Source organism: Agromyces archimandritae, assembly GCF_018024495.1.
Lineage (GTDB): Bacteria > Actinomycetota > Actinomycetes > Actinomycetales > Microbacteriaceae > Agromyces > Agromyces archimandritae.
Window position 1 is genome coordinate 3,313,747 of sequence record NZ_CP071696.1, and the last position, 20,000, is coordinate 3,333,746.

General features: G+C 72.2%; 20 protein-coding genes. 15 read left to right on the forward strand and 5 right to left on the reverse strand.

Translation table 11 applies throughout. The annotated features are described in order from the left end of the window. Nucleotides 1-74: 74 nt before the first annotated feature. Nucleotides 75-1,307, reverse strand: a complete 1,233-nt coding sequence (locus G127AT_RS15330) for a DUF349 domain-containing protein (RefSeq protein WP_210898354.1) — start codon at nt 1,305-1,307, stop codon at nt 75-77. 91 nt (nt 1,308-1,398) lie between these two features. Further along, the gene (locus G127AT_RS15335; protein WP_210898356.1) at nt 1,399-2,181 is read right to left on the reverse strand and encodes a peptidylprolyl isomerase; all 783 of its coding nucleotides are present in this window, start codon (nt 2,179-2,181) and stop codon (nt 1,399-1,401) included. Nucleotides 2,182-2,310: 129 nt separating this feature from the next. On the opposite strand from G127AT_RS15335, the gene G127AT_RS15340 reads away from it, so the two are divergent. From G127AT_RS15340 to G127AT_RS15405, 14 genes are all read left to right on the forward strand, one after another. Further along, entirely contained in the window at nt 2,311-3,753 is a 1,443-nt protein-coding gene (locus G127AT_RS15340) for a replication-associated recombination protein A (RefSeq protein WP_210898357.1), read from the forward strand. Between the two features lie 217 nt (nt 3,754-3,970). Beyond that, nucleotides 3,971-4,594: a 30S ribosomal protein S4 gene (rpsD, locus tag G127AT_RS15345; protein WP_210898359.1), complete on the forward strand. Its 624-nt coding sequence runs from the start codon at nt 3,971-3,973 to the stop codon at nt 4,592-4,594. Nucleotides 4,595-4,742: 148 nt separating this feature from the next. Further along, nucleotides 4,743-4,922, forward strand: a complete 180-nt coding sequence (locus tag G127AT_RS15350; RefSeq protein WP_244858031.1) for a hypothetical protein — start codon at nt 4,743-4,745, stop codon at nt 4,920-4,922. 85 nt (nt 4,923-5,007) lie between these two features. Next, nucleotides 5,008-7,662, forward strand: a complete 2,655-nt coding sequence (alaS, locus tag G127AT_RS15355) for an alanine--tRNA ligase (RefSeq protein WP_210898363.1) — start codon at nt 5,008-5,010, stop codon at nt 7,660-7,662. A gap of 7 nt (nt 7,663-7,669) precedes the next feature. Then, nucleotides 7,670-8,140, forward strand: coding sequence for a Holliday junction resolvase RuvX (gene ruvX / locus G127AT_RS15360; protein ID WP_210898365.1), 471 nt, complete (start codon nt 7,670-7,672; stop codon nt 8,138-8,140). A gap of 6 nt (nt 8,141-8,146) precedes the next feature. Continuing rightward, nucleotides 8,147-9,811 (forward strand): endolytic transglycosylase MltG, encoded by a 1,665-nt coding sequence (gene mltG, locus G127AT_RS15365; protein ID WP_244857624.1) that lies wholly within the window; start codon nt 8,147-8,149, stop codon nt 9,809-9,811. Further along, entirely contained in the window at nt 9,801-10,628 is an 828-nt protein-coding gene (locus G127AT_RS15370) for a shikimate dehydrogenase (protein ID WP_210898367.1), read from the forward strand. The genes mltG and G127AT_RS15370 overlap by 11 nt, the downstream gene beginning before the upstream one ends. Before the next feature lie 29 nt (nt 10,629-10,657). After that, the gene (gene aroC, locus G127AT_RS15375; protein ID WP_210898369.1) at nt 10,658-11,899 is read left to right on the forward strand and encodes a chorismate synthase; all 1,242 of its coding nucleotides are present in this window, start codon (nt 10,658-10,660) and stop codon (nt 11,897-11,899) included. Next, nucleotides 11,892-12,449 (forward strand): shikimate kinase, encoded by a 558-nt coding sequence (locus G127AT_RS15380; protein ID WP_244857625.1) that lies wholly within the window; start codon nt 11,892-11,894, stop codon nt 12,447-12,449. Before aroC ends, G127AT_RS15380 begins: the two co-directional genes overlap by 8 nt. Next, the gene (aroB, locus tag G127AT_RS15385) at nt 12,446-13,525 is read left to right on the forward strand and encodes a 3-dehydroquinate synthase (protein WP_210898371.1); all 1,080 of its coding nucleotides are present in this window, start codon (nt 12,446-12,448) and stop codon (nt 13,523-13,525) included. The genes G127AT_RS15380 and aroB overlap by 4 nt, the downstream gene beginning before the upstream one ends. Before the next feature lie 49 nt (nt 13,526-13,574). Further along, nucleotides 13,575-14,015 carry a type II 3-dehydroquinate dehydratase gene (locus G127AT_RS15390; protein WP_210898373.1) on the forward strand — a complete coding sequence of 147 codons (441 nt, stop codon included), beginning with the start codon at nt 13,575-13,577 and terminating at the stop codon, nt 14,013-14,015. A gap of 76 nt (nt 14,016-14,091) precedes the next feature. After that, complete coding sequence (gene efp, locus G127AT_RS15395; protein WP_210898375.1) at nt 14,092-14,655, forward strand: elongation factor P; 564 nt, start codon at nt 14,092-14,094, stop codon at nt 14,653-14,655. After that, complete coding sequence (nusB, locus tag G127AT_RS15400; RefSeq protein ID WP_210898377.1) at nt 14,655-15,068, forward strand: transcription antitermination factor NusB; 414 nt, start codon at nt 14,655-14,657, stop codon at nt 15,066-15,068. The genes efp and nusB overlap by 1 nt, the downstream gene beginning before the upstream one ends. A gap of 31 nt (nt 15,069-15,099) precedes the next feature. Beyond that, nucleotides 15,100-15,807 (forward strand): DsbA family protein, encoded by a 708-nt coding sequence (locus G127AT_RS15405; RefSeq protein WP_210898379.1) that lies wholly within the window; start codon nt 15,100-15,102, stop codon nt 15,805-15,807. Between the two features lie 51 nt (nt 15,808-15,858). Here the strand turns inward: G127AT_RS15405 and G127AT_RS15410 are convergent, their stop codons facing one another. Genes G127AT_RS15410 through G127AT_RS15420 form a run of 3 tightly spaced genes read right to left on the reverse strand, consistent with a single transcriptional unit; the run spans nt 15,859 to nt 18,562 of the window. Next, nucleotides 15,859-17,190, reverse strand: a complete 1,332-nt coding sequence (locus G127AT_RS15410; RefSeq protein ID WP_244857626.1) for an MFS transporter — start codon at nt 17,188-17,190, stop codon at nt 15,859-15,861. A 33-nt stretch (nt 17,191-17,223) separates the two neighbouring features. Beyond that, nucleotides 17,224-18,216 carry a DUF1648 domain-containing protein gene (locus G127AT_RS15415; RefSeq protein ID WP_210898383.1) on the reverse strand — a complete coding sequence of 331 codons (993 nt, stop codon included), beginning with the start codon at nt 18,214-18,216 and terminating at the stop codon, nt 17,224-17,226. Beyond that, nucleotides 18,203-18,562 (reverse strand): GntR family transcriptional regulator, encoded by a 360-nt coding sequence (locus tag G127AT_RS15420; RefSeq protein WP_210898385.1) that lies wholly within the window; start codon nt 18,560-18,562, stop codon nt 18,203-18,205. Before G127AT_RS15420 ends, G127AT_RS15415 begins: the two co-directional genes overlap by 14 nt. 185 nt (nt 18,563-18,747) lie before the next feature. On the opposite strand from G127AT_RS15420, the gene G127AT_RS15425 reads away from it, so the two are divergent. After that, nucleotides 18,748-19,980, forward strand: a complete 1,233-nt coding sequence (locus tag G127AT_RS15425) for an MFS transporter (RefSeq protein WP_210898387.1) — start codon at nt 18,748-18,750, stop codon at nt 19,978-19,980. The last annotated feature ends 20 nt before the right edge of the window (nt 19,981-20,000 follow it).

The window sequence follows — 20,000 nt, forward strand, 5'->3', positions numbered from 1 at the left end:
ACGGGCGGCGGACCGGCGGATCTGTGGAGAGCGCCCCGGCATCCGCTCGCTGTGGAGGACGGAGCCCGCCGGGCTCAGCCGCCGACGGCCTTCAGCCAGGCGCGACGGGCCTCGAGGGCTTCCTCGGCGGCGGCGATCGCCTTCGCGTCGCCGGCCTCGCGCGCCTCCGCGAGCTCGCTCTCGAGCTTCTCGATGGCGTCGTTCAGCTGACCGAGCATGCCCTCGGAGCGGGCCTTCTTCTCCGGGTCCTCACGGTCCCAGTGCTCGGCCTCGAGCGCACGCACATGATTCTCGACCTTGCGCAGCCGGTCCTCGACCTGACGCACCTGGTCGCGCGGCACGCGGCCCGCCTCGTCCCAGCGGCGCTGGACGTCGACGAGCTTCGTGCGCGCACGGGCGTGGTCGCGCTCGGAGAGCAGCGGCTCCGCCTCCTCGAGGAGGGCGAGCTTGACGTCGAGGTTGGCCTGATACTCGATGTCCGCCTGCGCGTCGATCTCGGCCTTGGCCTGGAAGAGCACGTCCCCGGCGGCCTTGAACCGCGCCCATAGGGCGTCGTCCTGCTTCTTGCCGGCGCGGCCGGCCTGCTTCCACTCGTCGAGGAGGCTGCGGTACTCGGCGATGCCGTCGATGCCGCGCGGCGCGAGCGCCTCGGCGCGCTCGATCAGCCGCTGCTTGCGGCTGCGCACATCGCGGTGCGCGGTGTCGAGTTCGGCGAAGAACGCGCGGCGATGCTGTTCGATCGTCGTGCGCGCCGTGCGGAACCGCTTCCAGAGGGTGTTCGCCTCGCCCTTCGGCAGACGCGGGCCGTCCTGCTGGTGGCGCTGCCACTCAGTGAAGAGCTCGTCGAGGCGTGCGCCCGTCTGCTTCCACTGCGTCTTGGCCGGGTCCTGCGCCGCGAGCGCCTCGGCGGCCTCGACGATGGCCGTACGGGTGCGGATGCCCTCGGCCACGGCGGCTTTGGCTTCGGCCTGCTGTTGCTCGGTCAGCTCGCCGACGGTGCCGGAGAGCGCCTCGAGGCGCGTGCTGAGCGAAGCGAGGTCGCCGACCGCGTGGGCGTCGGAGACGGCCGTCTGCAGCGCGGCCACCGCCTTGGCGACGTCGGCGGCGGGCGCACCGCGCCGGGCCCGCTGCTCGAGCAGCCCGACCTGACCCGCCAGATCGGCGTACTTGCGCTCGAAATACGCGAGCGCCTCCTCAGGGGTCCCGTCGGGGTACTGCCCGACCTCGCGCTCTGCGTCGCCGATGCGGACGAAGACGGTACCCGTCTCGTCGACGCGGCCCCACGGCTGCTGATCTGATTCGGTCACGGCCTCACCTTGGTCGTTCTTCGAGCGTGCCGCCCGGAGGCGACGATGACGCAGACCAGCCTATTGCACCCGGGGCCCCGGCTCGCGGCCGTTATTCGATCGTGAATCCGGTGATCTTCACGGGGGTCGCCGGTGCGCCGTCGCTTGCGCCGCCTTCGACGCCGCCATCGACGATCCCGCTCTTCAACTGGTCGAGGCCGCTCGTGACCCGACCGATGACCGAATACCCGCCGGTGTCGCCGGGCAGCTCGGTGTCGTCGTACACGATGAAGAACTGGCTGCCCTGGCTGTACGGATCGGCGGCGCGCGCCATCGCGATCGTGCCGGCGGGGTACTGCCCGTCGGCCGGGGCGTTCTCGATGGGGCCGTAGCTGTAGCCGGGGCCGCCGGTGCCGTCGCCGGCCGGGTCGCCGCACTGCAGCACGAAGAGGCCGCTCGTGGTGAGGCGGTGGCAGGCCAGCCCGTCGTAGAAGCCGGCCTGGATCAGGCTGATCTCGCTGGAGACGGCCTGCGGGGCCGCGGCGCCGTCGAGCTCGATGCCGAGCGGGATCGTGTCGTTCAGCGTGAGGGTGCCCGTCCAGCTTCGGCCCTCGGCGATCTCGGGCGAGGGCACATCGCCCTGGTTCTCGCCCTCGGCGGCGCTCGGCGCCGGCGTGGCGGACGGCGAGGCGACCGGGTCGGGGGCGCCGGGCCCGCCGCTGAAGTAGAAGAGCTGAGCCCAGATCGCCAGCGCGGCGACGGCGACGAGGGCGACGGACGCGATGACGTTGTCGCGCACCCGCCGGTGCTCCTTCAGCCGATGGCTCTCCTGACGTGCCTGATACGTGCGCAGTCGTGCGCGCTCCTCGCGCGCCTGCCGGTCGTTGCTGGCCACTCACGCTCCTTCGTCGTTCGACACCGAGTTGAACTCTATGGGATGCGCGGAGGCGCGCACCAATCATCCGGCCGGGCGCGGCATCCGCCCGGCGCACCGGATGTCGGCGGCCGCGATTACGCTGGGGGGATGGCCGAGTCGCATCCGGGATTGCGCGCGGGCGCGACCCCGCTCGCGGTGCGCATGCGCCCGACGAGCCTCGACGAGGTCGCCGGCCAGCGCCACCTGCTCACGCCGGGCTCGCCGCTCGTCGCCCTCGCGAGCGACCGCACGGGGGAGTCGGGCTCGGTCTCGGTGATCCTGTGGGGGCCGCCCGGCACCGGCAAGACGACGCTCGCCCAGGCGATCGCGCGCTCCTCGGGGCGCCGATTCGTCGAGCTGTCGGCCGTGACCGCCGGGGTCAAAGACGTCCGCCACGTCATGGAGGAGGCGCGGGCGAACCGGGACCTCTACGGCACGTCCACGGTGCTCTTCCTCGATGAGATCCACCGCTTCACGAAGGCGCAGCAGGATGCGCTGCTGCCGGGCGTCGAGAACGGCTGGGTGATCCTCGTCGCCGCGACCACCGAGAACCCGTCATTCTCGGTGATCTCGCCGTTGCTGTCCCGATCGCTGCTGCTGACCCTCGAGCCGCTCTCGGACGAGGATCTCGGGCTGCTCGTGGATCGCGCGGTCACCGACCGGAGGGGCCTCGGCGGCCGGGTCGAACTGGATCCCGAGGCCCGGGCCGCGATCGTCCGCCTCGCTTCGGGCGACGCGCGCCGGGCCCTCACGGCGCTCGAGGCCGCATCCCTCGCGGCCTCGGCGGATGCCGCCGATCAGGCCGCCGCCCGCCGCGCCGAAGCCGCCGGCGACGAGGAGGGCGACGAGGACGAGGTACAGGACGGCGAGGCATCGCCGGGGGCGCCCGACGACGCGGCCGCCGACGACGCGACGCCCCTCATCACGGCCGAGGTCGTCTCCCGCGCCGTCGACCGGGCGCTGCTGCGATACGACCGCAACGGCGACGAGCATTACGACGTCATCAGCGCGTTCATCAAATCGGTTCGGGGCAGCGACGTCGACGCGGCGCTGCACTACCTCGCGCGGATGATCGAGGCGGGGGAGGATCCGCGCTTCATCGCGCGGCGCATCATCGTGCTGGCCTCGGAGGACATCGGCTTGGCCGATCCGACGGCGCTCGGGGCGGCCGTCGCGGCGGCGGATGCGGTGCAGTTCATCGGCATGCCGGAGGGGCGGATCCCGCTCGCGCAGGCCGTCGTCCACCTCGCCACCGCGCCGAAGTCGAACGCCGCATACCTCGGGATCGACCGGGCCATCGCGGACGTCCGCGCCGGGCGTGCCGGCCGAGTGCCGAAGCACCTGCGCGATGCGCACTATCCCGGCGCAAAGCGGCTCGGGCACGGGAAGGGGTACCGGTACCCGCACGACGATGCGATCGGCGTCGTCCGACAGGATTACCTGCCCGACGAGCTCCGCGGGTCCGTCTACTACCGACCGACCGAGCACGGCAACGAGCGCGACATCGCGGCCAGGCTCGAGAAGCTGCGACGGATCACGCGCGGAGACTGACCGCGCACGTCACGTCTGTTAGACTGGTCGCTGGCCTGAAGCCTGGTTTCCGCGTGCGGCTGCGCGGATCCACGGTGAAGGGGGCGAAGACCTGTAGCCGGTCGGCCCTCGGCCGGCAAGGTGCGACCCAGCTCGCATCGCCTGCGAATCCCTCTGAACGTTTTCCGCACGCATGCGCGTGCGGATCATTTGTCGAGATTCCTCCGAAAGGTAATACGTGACCAACCAGTCCCGCAGCAAGACGCGCCTCTCCCGCGCGCTCGGCGTCGCCCTGACCCCGAAGGCCGCCCGCTACATGGAGAAGCGGCCCTACGGCCCCGGCGAGCACGGCCGCACCAAGCGCAAGGCCGACAGCGACTACGCCGTCCGCCTCCGCGAGAAGCAGCGTCTGCGCGCCCAGTACGGCATCCGCGAGAAGCAGCTCCGCATCGCGTTCAACGAGGCCCGCCGCACCGACGGCCTGACGGGTGAGAACCTCGTCGAGCTGCTCGAGATGCGCCTCGACGCGCTCGTGCTTCGCGCCGGCTTCGCCCGCACCATCGCGCAGGCCCGCCAGTTCGTCGTGCACCGCCACATCCTCGTCGACGGCAAGATCGTCGACCGCCCCTCCTTCCGCGTGAAGCCGGGCCAGACCATCGGCGTCAAGCAGCGCTCCGAGGGCACCGAGCCGTTCCAGGTCGCCGCGGCCGGCGGTCACGTGGACGTGCTGCCGAAGCTCCCCGGCTACCTCGAGGTCCAGCTCGACACGCTGCAGGCCAAGCTCGTGCGTCGCCCCAAGCGCGCCGAGGTGCCCGTCACCTGTGACGTGCAGCTCGTCGTCGAGTACTACGCCGCCCGCTGATTCCGGCGGCTTGAGCAGGGGGTCGCGCCGTGGCGCGGCCCCCTGCTTCGTCTTCCCCGGGCCGATGCCCCCGACACTAGACTGGAGGCCGGCGTGCGCGAGCACACCGGCCCGACTCGAACGCACCAGGGAGCTATCCGTGAAGAGCATGCTGTGGTTTGCCGCCGGTGTCGCGGCGGGATTCGTCGTCGCGCACCAGATCAACCAGACCAAGCAGGGCAAGGAGTTCTTCTCGTCGATCGACGTGAAGACGAAGGCCTTCAGCCAGGCCGTCGCCGACGCCTATCACGCGCGCGAGGCCGAGCTGCGCGAGCACGACGCGGCCTGATCCTCGAGCCGGCCCTCTGCGGGCCGGGCCGCACCGGGTGCCGCGCGCCCCGGCATCCGCCCCCTGAACACGCAAGAACGGAACCATGCAGACAGCCGAGATCAGCCGCCGCTACCTCGATTTCTTCGCCGAGCGCGGCCACAGCGTCGTCCCGTCGGCGTCGCTCGTCTCCGACGACCCCACGGTCATGTTCACCATCGCCGGCATGGTGCCCTTCGTGCCCTACCTCACGGGCCTCGTGCCGCCGCCGTGGCCTCGGGCCACGAGCCTGCAGCGCTGCATCCGCACGAACGACATCGAAGAGGTCGGCAAGACGGCCCGGCACGGCACGTTCTTCCAGATGCTCGGCAACTGGTCGTTCGGCGACTACTTCAAAGAGGGCGCGATCGAATACGCCTGGGACTTCCTGACGAAGCCCGAGGCCGACGGCGGGCTCGGATTCGCCGAGCGCGACCTCTGGGTCACCGTCTACGAGGACGACGACGAGGCCGCCGCGCTCTGGCAGCGCGTCGCGGGCCTGCCGGCCGAACGCATCCAGCGCATGGGCAAGGCCGACAACTACTGGCACACCGGTCAGCCGGGCCCCGGCGGCCCCTGTTCGGAGATCTACCTCGACCGCGGTCCCGCCTACGGCAAGGACGGCGGGCCGATCGTCGACGACGACCGCTTCACCGAGATCTGGAACCTCGTGTTCATGCAGGAGCTCCTGAGCGACGTGCGCACGAAGACCGACTTCGACGTCGCCGGGCCGCTGCCCAAGAAGAACATCGACACCGGCATGGGCCTCGAGCGCGTGGCCATGTTCAAGCAGGGCGTCGAGAACATGTACGAGACCGACGAGGTGCGCCCCGTGCTCGACCTCGCCGGCACGATGTCCGGGCGCCGCTACGGTGCGAGCCACGAGGACGACGTGCGGATGCGGGTCGTCGCCGACCATGTGCGTTCCTCGCTGATGCTCATGATGGACGGCGTCTCGCCGTCGAACGAGGGACGCGGCTACATCCTGCGCCGCCTGCTGCGCCGTTCGATCCGCGCGATGCGCCTCCTCGGCGTCGAGGGCCCGAGCTTCGAGCACCTCTTCGCGGCGTCGCGGGATGCCATGAAGGCCTCCTACCCCGAGGTCGGCAGCGACTACTCGCACATCGAGCAACTCGCCCTCGGCGAAGAAGAGACCTTCCTCCGCACGCTCAGCGCGGGCACGGCGATCCTCGACGTGGCCGTCGAGCAGACGAAGGGTTCCGGCGCGGCGAAGCTGCCCGGCGACACCGCGTTCCTGCTTCACGACACCTACGGTTTCCCGATCGAGCTGACGCTCGAGACGGCCGAGGAGGCCGGACTCGACGTGGACCGCGAGGCATTCGACCGGCTGATGGGCGAGCAGCGCTCGCGTGCGAAGGCGGATGCGAAGTCCAAGAAGCGGGTGCTGGCCGACCGTTCCGTCTACGCCGGGTTCCGCGCGAAGGGCGAGACCGTCTTCCGCGGCTACACCGAGCTGCAGGCCGATTCCGAGATCATCGGCCTGATCCTCGACGGCGCTCCCGTCTCCCGCGCGAGCGCGGGGCAGACCGTCGAGGTCATCCTCACCGAGACGAGCCTGTACGCCGAGGCCGGCGGCCAGGCGCCCGACCGCGGGACCATCGTCGGCGACGGCTTCTCGCTCGAGGTGCTCGACGTGCAGCGGCCCGTCAAGGGGCTCGTGAGCCACACCGTTCGCGTCGCGAGCGGCGAGGTCGGCGTGGGGGAGCGGGCGACGACGATCGTCGACGCCGACTACCGGCGCGGGGCCACGCAGGCCCACTCCGGCACGCACATCGTGCACGCAGCCCTCCGCCAGGTGCTCGGGCCCACCGCCCACCAGGCCGGCTCGTTCAACAAGGCCGGCTACCTGCGCCTCGACTTCGGCTGGAACAAGGCGCTCTCGCCCGAGACCCGCACCGAGATCGAAGAGGTCTCCAACCTCGCCGTCCGCGACGACCTCCAGGTCGTCACCCGCGAGATGCCGCTCGACGAGGCCAAGGCGATGGGCGCGATGGCGCTCTTCGGCGAGAAGTACGGCGACGTCGTGCGCGTCGTCGACATCGGCGGCCCCTGGTCGCGCGAGCTCTGCGCGGGCACGCACGTCTCCTCGAGCTCCGAGATCGGCATGATCAACCTCGTCGGCGAATCCTCGGTCGGCGCGTCGAACCGGCGCGTCGAGTCGCTCGTGGGCATCGAGGCGTTCCGTCAGTTCGCCGCGGAGCGGGCGCTCGTCGCCGAGCTCAGCCGCAACCTCAAGGCGCGCCCCGAAGACCTCGTGGACCGCATCGGGGAGCTCTCGGCGAACCTGAAGGCCGCCGAGAAGAAGATCCAGGCCTTCGAGGCCAGCGCCCTGCAGGGCCGCGTGCCCGAGCTCGCCGGCACGGCGCAGCGCATCGGCGACACGCTGCTCGTCGCCCGGTCGCTCGGCAGCCTCGGCTCCGCCGACGAGCTGCGGCAGCTGGCAACCGGCGTCCGCGGGCAGTTGCAGCAGGAGCGGGCCGTGGTCGCCCTCGTCGCCGACGTCGGCGGCAAGCCCGTCGCGATCGTCGCCACCACGCAGAGCGCCCGCGACGGCGGGGCGAACGCGGGTGCGATCGCCAAGCGCATGGCCGGCGTGCTCGGCGGCGGAGGCGGCGGCAAGCCCGACCTCGCCCAGGGCGGCGGATCCGACCTCACGGCGATTCCGGCGGCGCTCGACGCCGTGCGCGACGAACTGCGGTAGGCGGACGGTGCGACCGGGCACGAGACTCGGCATCGACGTCGGCCGCGCGCGGATCGGGGTCGCCCGGTGCGACCCCCATGCCGTGCTCGCCACCCCCGTCGAGACGGTGCAACGCGCGGCGGACGGCGATGCCGACATCCGCCGCATCGTCGAGATCGCGACCGAACTCGAGGCGATCGAGCTCGTCGTCGGCAACCCGCTCTCCCTGTCCGGTTCCTCAACGGCATCCACACTCGACGCGGTAGGCTTCGCGGAACGGCTCGCGGAAGCCATCCGGGTGCCGGTACGACTCGTCGACGAACGCCTGTCGACCGTCACCGCCCAGCAGGCACTCCGGGCCGCGGGGCGGAAGGCGAAGGCGCAGCGGCCGGTCGTCGACCAGGCCGCCGCCGTGGTCATCCTGCAACACGCCATCGATGCCGAGCGCGCGGCGGGGGCGCCGCCCGGAGTCGTCGTCCCCTCGAACGAAGGATCCTGACCGAACGTGCCCCAGCTTCCCCCGGAGCGCCCCGGCCGCTCCGATGACGACCTCTCCGCCGATTGGAACGCCTTCATCCGCGGGACGGGGGACGTCCCCGTGCAGCCGGGCCCGCCGAGCGGGAGCCCGGTGCGCGGCCGGGACGGTCGGCGGCCGGCCGGGCATCCCGGGCCGCGGGCCGGCGACCGAATGCGCCCCGAGCAGGCCGTGCAACAGCCTGAAGGGTTCCGGCCCGGGAACGAGGGGATGCGCACGGGACGGGCCGATGCTCCGCCGCGGCCCCGTCAGCCCTACGGCACGGTCGCGCAGTACGGCACCGGCGAGCAGTACGGCACAGGCGCGCAGTACGACGCCGGATCGCCGTACGGCCCGCAGCCCGGCAGGGGCCCTGCGAACGGCGGTTCCGGCCCGATCCGGACCCGCCCGGGGCCCGGATACGGACCGCAGGCCGGCGACCCGTCGCACGAGCAGCCGGCGACCCGGCGCGAGATCCGCGACGCCGAACAGGCCCGGCGGGAGCAGGAGTCGGCCGAGGCCGCCAATCGTCCCAACCGCTCCGACCGGCGTGCCTTCGTGTCCGACGAGCTGGGGCAGCCGCCCGAGCCGCCGAGCAAGAAGCGCCGGAAGGGGCCGATCGGCTGCGGGATCGCCCTGCTCATCGTCCTCGTCATCGGGGTCGGCGGCTATTTCCTGCTGCAGGGCCCGATCAACGACGTGATCGCCAGGTTCCAGCCGGCGGCCGACTACGAGGGCGCCGGCCGCGGCGAGGTCGTCTTCGTGATCAACGAGGGCGAGAACGGCACCGACATCGCGGAGAACCTGCACGAGCAGGGCGTCACGGCATCCGCCGAGGCCTTCACCGAACTCCTTGCCACGCAGTCGCCCGAGCCGCAGTTCATGCCCGGCGCGTACCGTCTCGCCGAGAAGATGAGCGCCCAGGCCGCGCTCGATGCGCTGCAGGACCCCGAGCACGTCATGCAGACGTCCGTGCTCATCCGCGAGGGCGAATGGGCCAAGAACGTCTTCGCCGAGATCTCCTCGGTCACCGGCATCGCCGTCGAAGAACTCGAAGCCGCGGCCGCCGACCCGGCTGCGCTCGGCTTGCCGGCCGAGGCGAAGAGCGTCGAGGGCTTCCTGTTCCCGGCCACCTACACCTTCGACCCCGACGCGACGGCCGAGCAGATCGTGCAGCGCATGGTCGACCGCTCCTTCGAATCGCTCGACGCCGCCGGCGTGAAGCCCGAAGACCGCTACCGGGTGGTCACGATCGCCTCGCTGCTCGAGCGCGAAGCGCGGGAGCCCGACGATTTCTTCAAAGTCTCGCGGGTCATCCAGAACCGCCTCGCGGAGGGCATGATGCTGCAGTTCGACTCGACCGTGCACTACGGCATCGGCGACGATTCGGTCGTCACGACCACCGATGCGGAACGGGCCGACCCCGCCAACCCGTACAACACGTATGCGCATCTCGGGTTGCCGCCCGGGCCCATCGGCAACCCCGGCGATCACGCGATCGACGCCGCCCTGCACCCCGCCGACGGCCCGTGGCTGTACTTCGTGACCGTGAACCCCGACACGGGCGAGACCGTCTTCTCGGCCACCTTCGAGGAGCACGAGGCGGCCGTCGAGCAGTTCTACACCTGGCTCGAGGAGCACCCCGATGGCCAGTGAACGTCGTCTCGCCGTGCTCGGCTCGCCGATCGCGCATTCGAAGAGTCCAGCGCTGCATCGCGCCGCGTTCCGGCAGCTCGGGCTCGACTGGCACTACTCGGCGATCGAGGTGGGCGTCGGAGGGCTCGAGGCCTTCCTCGCCGACCTGGACCCGCGGTGGCGGGGACTGTCGCTCACGATGCCGCTGAAGCACGAGGTGCGCGCCCTGCTCGACGAGGAGGATCGGCGCGCCGCCATGACCGGCGTCGTGAACACCCTCCTCCTCGCCGACGACGGGCGGCGGATCGGCTTCAACACGGATGTGCCCGGCATCGCCCTCGCCCTCGCAGAGGGAGGCGTCGAACGCGCCGAGCGCGCGGCGGTCATCGGCGGGGGAGCGACGGCGGCCTCGGCGGTCGCGGCCCTGGCCGAGATCGGCGCCGGCGTCGTGCGGCTCTTCGTCCGGCATCCGGAACGTGCCGAAGCCACCGCCTCCCTCGGCCGCGAGCTCGGACTGGACGTCGAGGTGTTCCGCATCGCCGACCTCGCGGCCGCCGAGGCGGTCGAGGTGACGATCAGCACGGTTCCGGGCGGGGCCGAGCTCTCGGCAGAGCCGTCCGAGGCGATGCGCGGCTCCGTGCTGCTCGACGTCGCCTACGAACCGTGGCCGTCGCGGCTCGCCGTGCTGTGGGAGGAGGCCGGAGGCCAGGTCGTGCCCGGCATCCGGATGCTCGTGCACCAGGCCCTCCTGCAGGTGCGGATCTTCGTCTCCGGCGACCCGTTCACGCCGCTTCCCGACGAACCGGCCGTGCTCGACGCCATGCGCCGCGCGCTGTAGCGCCGCCCGGCTGTGGGAGGATGGTCCCCATGCTTCGTTGGCTCACCGCCGGGGAATCGCACGGCCCCGAACTCGTCGCGATCCTCGAGGGGCTCCCCGCCGGCGTCCCCGTCTCCCTCGACCTCGTCCGCGCCGACCTTGCGCGTCGCAAACTCGGCTACGGCCGCGGTGCGCGCATGAAGTTCGAGCAGGACGAACTCGCGTTCTCCGGCGGCATCCGCCACGGCGAGACGCTCGGCAGCCCTATCGCGGTCCGCGTCGGCAACACCGAATGGCCCAAATGGGCCGAGGTGATGAGCCCCGAGCCGATCGACGAGGCGAAGCTCGGTCGCGGGCGGGGGGCCCCGCTCACGAGGCCGCGGCCCGGGCACGCCGACCTCGTCGGCATGCAGAAGTACGGCTTCGACGAGGCCCGCCCCGTGCTCGAACGCGCCAGCGCCCGCGAGACGGCCGCACGGGTCGCCCTCGGTGCGATCGCGAAGGCGTTCCTGGCCGAACTCGGCATCCGCACCGTCTCGCACACCCTCTCGATCGGCGCCGTCCGCGTGCCGGAGGGGTCGCCCCTTCCCGGGCCCGGCGACGTCGAGGCCCTCGACGCCGACCCGCTGCGCTGCTTCGACGCCGAGACCTCTCGTGCGATGGTCGCCGAGGTGGACGGCGCGCACAAGGACGGCGACACCCTCGGCGGCGTCGTCGAGGTCCTCGCTTACGGCCTGCCGCCCGGGCTCGGCTCCCACGTGCACTGGGACCGCCGGCTGGATGCACGGCTGGCGGCGGCCCTCATGGGCATCCAGGCGATCAAGGGCGTCGAACTCGGCGACGGGTTCCTCACGACCACACGTCGCGGCTCGGCCGCGCATGACGAGCTCGTGCCCGGCGCCGACGGCATCGCCCGTACGAGCGACCGGGCCGGCGGCACCGAGGGCGGCATGTCGACCGGGACGGTGCTGCGCGTGCGCGCCGGGATGAAGCCGATCGCGACCGTGCCGCACGCCCTGCGCACCGTCGACGTCGCCGCCGGCGGGGCCGCCCAGGCCCACCACCAGCGCTCCGACGTCGCCGCCGTTCCGGCCGCCGGCGTCGTCGCCGAGGCGATGGTCGCCCTCACCCTCGCCGACGCCGTGCTCGAGAAGTTCGGCGGCGACCACCTCGCCGAGACCCGGCGCAACCTCCAGGGCTACCTCGCGGCCATCCCCGACGCGCTGCGGACGAGCGGGCAGAGCCTCGGCGAGGACGCCGCCGGAGGCGGGAGCGCCGGCGACCGTGCCTGACTCGGTGCCGGGCCCGGCCGAGGCCGGCGGATCCGCGACCCCCGCGATCGTGCTCATCGGACCGATGGGCGCAGGCAAGAGCCACATCGGCCGGCGCCTGGCCCGCCGTCTCGCCGTGCCGTTCACCGACACCGACGCCGCCATCGTCGAACGGCACGGGCCGATCTCCGGGGTCTTCGCCGAACGGGGCGAGCCCGGCTTCCGCGAGATCGAGCGCGAGATCGTCGCCGAAGCGATCGACGCCGGGGGCGTCGTGTCGCTCGGCGGCGGTGCACCCCTGCATCCGCTCACCCGCCGGCGGCTGCACGGGGCACGCGTCGTGCTGCTCACGGTCGACGAACGCACCGTCCAGCCCCGGCTGCGCGGCGGCACCCGCCCGCTGCTGGAAGAGGGCGGCATGGCGGCGTGGCGGCGCATCCTCGCCGAACGGCTGCCGGCCTATCGCGAACTCGCCACGATCGAGGTCGACACCTCCGGCCGGACCCCCGGACGCATCGTCGAGGAGATCGCCGGCCGACTCGGACTCGAAGGAATGGAGCAGGACGCATGAGCGAAGCACGGACCGTCATCGGAGTCGGCGGCGAAGACGGATACGAGGTCGTCATCGGCCGGGGCGTCATCGCCGAACTCGGCGATGCGATCGGCACGGCCGCGAAGAAGGTCCTCGTCGTGCACCCGCCGACGCTCGGCGCGCGGGCGGCGGAACTGCGCGAATCCCTCGCCGACCGCTTCGAGGTGCTCCTGGCCGAGGTGCCCGACGCCGAATCGGCAAAGCGCGTGGAGGTCGCCGCCTTCTGCTGGCAGATCCTCGGGCAGGCCGACTTCACCCGGAGCGACGCGATCGTCGGTCTCGGCGGCGGGGCGATCACCGATGTCGCCGGTTTCGTGGCCGGCACGTGGTTGCGGGGCGTCCGCATCGTGCAGGTGCCGACCACCGTGCTCGGCATGGTGGATGCGGCCGTGGGCGGCAAGACCGGGATCAACACGAACGAGGGCAAGAACCTCGTCGGCGTCTTCCACGCGCCGGCCGCCGTCATCTGCGACCTCGAGCTGCTCGACACCCTCCCGAAGAACGAGATCCTCGCCGGATTCGCCGAGATCGTCAAGGCCGGCTTCATCCGCTACCCGGAGATCCTCGACCTCATCGAGGCCGACCCCGAACGGGCGACCGACCCCCGCAGCGAGGAATTCCGGCGCGTCGTCGAACTCGCGATCCGGATGAAGGCCGACGTCGTCTCACAGGATTTCACCGAGCAGGGCCTCCGCGAGATCCTCAACTACGGGCACACCCTGGGCCATGCCGTCGAGCACGCCGAGCGCTACCAGTGGCGCCACGGCGCCGCCGTCGCCGTCGGTCTCGCCTTCGCCGCCGAGCTCGGCCGACTCTCGGGCCGGCTCTCCGACGAGGTCGCCGACCGCCACAAGCGTGTGCTCGACCTCCTCAGCCTGCCGACCTCGTACCCTGCCGGCCGCTGGAACACCCTCCTGGCGACGATGCAGCGCGACAAGAAGGCCCGCGCCGGACAGCTGCGCTTCATCGTGCTCGACGATCTCGCCAAACCCACCGTGATGCTCGCGCCCGATCAGTCGCTGCTGTTCGCCGCCTACCAGGAGATCGCGTCGTGAGCCGGGCCGGCGACGGCCGGGCGGCGGGCCCGGCCCGTAGGCTGCCGTCATGACGACGATCTACGTGCTGAACGGCCCGAACCTCGGCCGGCTCGGCACGCGCGAACCCGAGGTGTACGGATCCGAGACGCTCGAGGACATCGCCGCGGAGCTGTGCGCATCCGTCCCCGCCGACGTCGAGCTCGTCGTCCGGCAGAGCGACGACGAGGCCGAGCTCATCCGGTGGATCCACGAGGCCGTCGACCGGCGCGCCCCGGTCGTGCTGAACCCGGCCGCGTTCACGCATTACAGCTACGGGCTGCGGGATGCCGCGGCGCAGCTGACGAGCGCGGGCGTCCCCCTGATCGAGGTGCACCTCTCGAACCCGCACACGCGCGAGGCGTTCCGGCACACGAGCGTCATCTCGGGGGTCGCGACGGGGGTGATCGCCGGATTCGGTTCCGGGTCGTACCGTCTCGCGATCGAGCACCTCCTGCGAAGCCGCGGCTGAGTCGTCTACACTCGATCGGGGCGTTTCGCGAGGCGTGCGCCGCCGCACGACTCTTCTCACGAACGGATCCCTTCACATGGCATCAACCGCGGACATCAAGAACGGCGTCGTCCTGAACATCGACGGGCAGCTCTGGAGCGTCATCGAGTTCCAGCACGTCAAGCCCGGCAAGGGCGGGGCGTTCGTGCGCACGAAGCTCAAGAACGTCGTGAGCGGCAAGACGGTCGACCGCACCTACAACGCGGGTGCGAAGATCGACATCGAGAACGTGGATCGCCGCGACTTCAGCTACCTGTACAACGACGGCGACAGCTTCGTGTTCATGGACACCAGCGACTACGACCAGCTGAACGTGCCGGCCGCGGTCGTCGGCGATGCCGCGAACTTCCTGCTCGAGAACCAGCCCGTCACGATCGCCCTGAACAACGGCAATCCGCTCTACGTCGAGCTTCCGGCATCCGTCGTCATGGAGATCACCTACACCGAGCCGGGCCTGCAGGGAGACCGTTCGACGGGCGGCACGAAGCCCGCCACGATCCAGACCGGCTACGAGATCCAGGTCCCCCTCTTCCTCGAGGCGGGCACGAAGGTCAAGGTCGACACCCGTACGGGCGATTACCTCGGCCGTGTGAACGACTAGTGAGCGCACGCACCAAAGCGCGCAAACGCGCGCTCGACCTGCTCTACTCGGCCGACATGCGGCAGGTGCCGGTCGCGCAGCTGCTCGCCGTCGAGGCCGAGCGTGCGGCGGGGGAACCGGAGCGGCAGGCGTCGTGGCTGTACGCCCGAGAAATCGTCGACGGCATCGTCGACCACGGCGCCGAGATCGACGAACTCATCGAGACGCATGCGCGGGGCTGGACCATCGAGCGGATGCCCGCGGTCGACCGGGCGCTGCTGCGCATCGGCGTGTGGGAGGTCGTCTACAACGACGAGGTGCCCGACGCCGTGGCGATCTCGGAGGCCGTCGAGGCGGCGACCGTGCTGTCGACCGACGACTCGGCCGGGTTCGTGAACGGGCTGCTCGCGGCCGTATCGCACGCGAAGGGATGACCCGGCGCTTCGCCGGGGGAGGGAGACGCACATGCATCGGATCGGACGAGGGGTCGCGGCGTTCGCGCTGGCGGCCGGAGGGGCAGCGCTGCTCGCCGCCTGCACGAGCGGACCGGCCCAGGTCGACGAGACCCCGCCGCCGTCGAGCTCCGCAGAGCTGCCGACGGGCACGGAGGGCGCCGCGCACTTCGACGACTTCGCCCTCGTCATCGGCGACGGCGACACGCGGGTGGATCTCTTCCTCGACCCGGCCTGCCCGCACTGCGCGTACTTCGAGGAGGCCGCCGGCGAGGGCCTGGCCGAACTGGCGGCGAGCGGCGCGATCAGCTACGCGATCCACCCGCTGACCTTCCTCGACCGCGGCTCGGACTCGGCGTACTCCTCGCGCGCGTCATCGGCGATGACGTGCGCCGCGGTGGATGCGCCCGATGCGCTCACGGGGTTCATCGCGGGCGTGTTCGCCGCGCAGACGCAGGCCGGCCTCACGAACGACGAGCTCGAGCAGATCGCGGTGGATGCCGGGGCCGATGGCCTCGGCCCGTGCATCTCGGATGGGCGCTATGCCGCGTGGGCGCAGGCCGGCACCGATATCGCGCTCGAAGGGCCGATCACGGTGCCCGGTGCCGAGATCGATTCGATCGAGGGCACGCCGACGCTGTTCGTGAACGGTGTCGTGTACGAAGGCGACCCGACGGACGGGGATGCCGTGCTCGAGTTCGTGGAGTCGGGCGGGCGCTGACACGCCCGGGCCCTGCCGCGTCGGGCCGCGCAGGGGCGTCGCCGCGCCGACTCAGGGCGTCGGGTGCATCGCGTCGTAGGCGCGGAACGAGGGCTGCACGCGCAGCAGGACGGCGATGAGCGCGATGATCGCGAGCCCGCCGGCCAGCGGCGGGAACCACAGCGCGATCGCGGTGGCGGTGATGCCGGCGTAGAGATCGCCGAGCCGCGGGCCGCCGCCGACGACGACGGTGAACACGCCCTGCAGGCGGCCGCGCATGGCGTCGGGGGCGGCGGTCAGCAGCATCGTGGAGCGGAAGATGGCGCTCACCTCGTCGCTCGCGCCGGTGCCGGCCAGGGCGACGGCGGCCAGGGTGAGGGCCACGGGGCTCGCCTCGCCGAACGAGGGCCCGACGGGCCCGAAGAGGCCGGTGACGCCGCCGAGGACGACGAGGCCGAAGGCGGCGACGAAGAGGCCGTAGAGCTGGATCGCTCGGCCGATCGCGACGCCGTAGCGGCGGACGTGCCCGACGGGCCCGCTGAAGAGGCTCGCGAGGAAGGTGCCGGCCGCCGCGGCCGCGGTGAGGATGCCGACGGTCACCGGCCCGCCGCCGATCGCGACCGCACCGACGGCGGGGAAGAGCACGAACGGCCGCCCGAAGGTCATCGCGACGATGTCGACGAGGAAGCTCATGCGGATGTTGGGGGCGCGACGGAGGAAGGCGACGCCTTCGCGGATCGACGCGAGCCCGGGCTTCGTCGTGGCTCCTTCGGGCGTAAGGCGGGGGAGCGAGACGATGCCGAGGAATCCGGCGCTGAAGAGCACGACGTCGACGGCGAAGGTGATGGGGAAGCCGACGGCGGCCACGAGCACGCCGGCGAGCGCGGGGCCGACGGTCAGTTGCGCGCCGATCGCGATGCCGCCGAGCGCGGCGGCGCGGGAGACGAGCCGGGGCGGCAGCAGGCGGGGGATGACGGCGGTGCGGGTGGCGCCCATGATGGTGGCCGAGACGGTGTTGATCGTCGTGAACACGTAGAACGGCCAGACATCGGCCTCGGCGGGGTCGCGGCCGGCTTCGACGGCGGCGAGCACGACGAGCCCGGCGGTGCTCGCCCAGGCGACGACGGCGGAGACGATGAGCACGCGCCGCCGGTCGAAGGCGTCGGCGAGCATGCCGCCCCAGATGCCGGCGACGATCATGGGCAGGAGGGCGATGCCGCCGACGAGGCCGACGGCGAGGGTGGATGCCGTGAGCTCGTAGATCTGGAGGCCCACGGCGACGATCGTCAACTGCGCCCCGATGCCGGAGACGGCCGAGCCGATCCAGAGCCGGGCGAAGGCGGGGGAGGCGCGGAGCGGGCTGAGGTCGACGAAGCGGCGTCTCGGGGGTGGTTCGTCGCTCACCATGCGAGCCTATGTGCCCGCGCGGGCGGAGGATTACGGGTGCGAGCGCGCGACGAGCGCCTGGAGGAGGGCGGCGCCGGTCTCGGCGTCGTCGACGGTGACGACGAGCGAGCTGCGGCCCCGGCGGCCCACCTCGATCGCGGGCCCGGTGCGGAGGACGTAGCCGAAGCGGCCCGGCGCGTAGCGGATGCCCCAGCCGCCGAACTCGCCCATCGGGTTCACGGTGACGACCGAGACCGATTCGACGTCGTCGAGGGCGACGTGCGAGCGGGGGAAGCCGACGATCGAGGCGACGGTGAACCCGTGTTCGTCGACGCGCACGCGGAAGACGATGGAGGTCGAGACGAGGACGGCGAGGAGGATCGCGACGGCCGTGAGCATCCAGGCGGCGTAGGCGGGCGCCTGGGTCCAGGCCACGACGGCGGCCGCGGCGATGACGAGCACGGTCGCGGCGATCGCGATGATCGCGCCGAGGGGCATCGAGGTTTCGCGGATCCACACGGCCCGTTCTTCGCCGCCGAGTTCGAGGGCCGTCGCGTCGGCCGCGGTGGCGCGGTGGATCTCGGCGGCCGGCTGGATGAACCAGGCGAGCACGCCGAAGGCGGCAGCGGCGACGAAGCCGGCGATGAGCGGCACGGCGATGCCGGTGGCGTTCGCCGCGTCGTCGAGGCCGGCCTGGATCCACAGGGTTCCGGTGCCGAGCACGGCGAGGAGGGCGGCGAGGCCCGCGGCCGTCGCGCCCATGAACCGGTAGCTCGGGCCGCGGTCGCCGCGGAGTAGTGCGGGCAGCACGCTCAGGGCGAGGAGGGCGGGCAGGCCGAGGCCGGCGAGGAGGGTGGTCAGCGGGGTCGCCCAGGCCGGCGCGAAGCCGTCGGGCGCACCGCTCGGGCCCCAGTGGATCGCGACCGGATCGGGCAGCTGGGGCAGCAGCAGGAGCTGGGAGACGAGGGCGGCGACGATGAGGACGACGGGGATGCCGAGGGCGGCGGCGAGGAAGCGGGGGACGGTGCGGTCAGGGCCGGTCATCGGCGATCTCCTTCACGAGGGCGGCGAGGGTGTCGGGGGCGAGGCCGAGCGCTCGCGCCCGGCGGGTCAGGTCGTGGATGTCGCGCTGCAGTTCGGTGAGAGCCGCTGCGGTCTCGGTGGCCACGGCGCCGCGTCCGCGGCGGAGTTCGAGGAGGCCTTCGTCGCGCAGCTCCTGGTAGGCGTGCAGCACGGTGTGGACGTTGATGCCGAGGGATGCGGCGACCTCGCGGGCGGCGGGCAGGCGGTCTCCGGGCCGGATGCGGCCGGCGGCGGCATCCGCGCGGACGGATGCCGCCAGCTGCGCGAAGATCGGTACTTCGCTCGCGGGGTCGATACGGACGAGCATGTTCTTATTCTATGACAACTAGAACTATTATCGCTACCCCGGCACCTGCCCGGACCGCCGCGATATCATCGCAAGGCGCCGGCGTCGCCGGCCGCATCCACCCCGTGTATCAACCGGCTGCCGCTCGCGGCAGGCTATGGCGGCACCCGATCCACCCGCCCCGGCGGGCCTGCGAGGTCGATTCCATGCCGGACCAGAACGCTCCGCTCATCCGCCACACCGGCGTCGCCTACTTCCCGACGGCGTTCCTCGCCAGGTTCCCGTTCGCCATGATGGTCGTCGGCGTCCTCACCCTCGTCGTCGAAGCCCGCGGATCCGTCGGCCTCGGCGGCCTCACCTCGGCGATGGTCGGCATCGGCACGGCCTGCCTCGGCCCGCTCATCGGCGCTGCGGCCGACCGCTTCGGGCAGCGCCCCGTCGTGCTCGCCGCCGGTCTCGTCAACGGGCTCCTGCTCGGTGCCTTCGCGTGGATCGTGTACAGCCCGGCGCCGGAGGCCGGCGTGCTGGCCGCGGCCTTCCTCGTCGGCGCCACGGCCCCGCAGGTCGCCCCGATGTCGCGCGCCCGCCTCGTCGGCATCATCGGAACGCGCGTCGGCCCGGCGCGCCGCGGCCGCACCTTCGAACGCACCATGTCCTACGAGTCGGCCGCCGACGAGACGGTGTTCGTCTTCGGCCCCTTCCTCGTCGGCATCCTCGCCGCCTCGCTCGGCCCGTGGGCTCCGATCGTCGGCGCCGGCATCCTCGAAGTCGTCTTCGTCACCGCCTTCGCCCTGCACCCGAGCGGCCGGCTGGCCGTCGGCGGCGACGGCACGCGGCCCACGAGCCCCGCCCGCGAGCTCGCACATCCGGCGATCCTCGTCGTCGTCACCGGCATCCTCGGCGTCGGCTTCTTCTTCGGCACCATGCTCACCTCGCTCACCGCGTTCATGGCCGACCGCGGCGTCGGCGAGCAGGCCGGCCTCGTCTACGGCGTCATGGGCATCGGCTCGGCCGCCTTCGCCCTCGGCGTGGCGCTGCTGCCGGCGCGCTTCACGAAACGGTGGCGGTGGATCGCCTTCGGCGCGCTCATGCTCGCCGGCACCCTCGTGCTCCCCGCCGTCGGCGACATCGCCGGGATCACCGCCGCCCTGGCCGTCATCGGCATCGGCATCGGCCCCGTCCTCGTCACCCAGTACGCCCTCGGCGCCGAACGGAGCCCCGCCGGCCGCTCGGCGACCGTCATGACCATGCTCGGCTCGGCGGTCATCGTCGGCCAGTCGCTCGCGGCCGCCGCGACCGGATGGGTGGCCGAGCAGTTCGGGACGGGCGCGGCCCTCACGATGCCGATCATCGCGGCCGCGATCGTCGTCGCCGCAGGCGTCGCCAACGCCGCGATCACCGGGACGAGCCGCCCGGCGCCGGCGGAGGCCGGGCGCTGATAGGCTGACGGATCGACAGG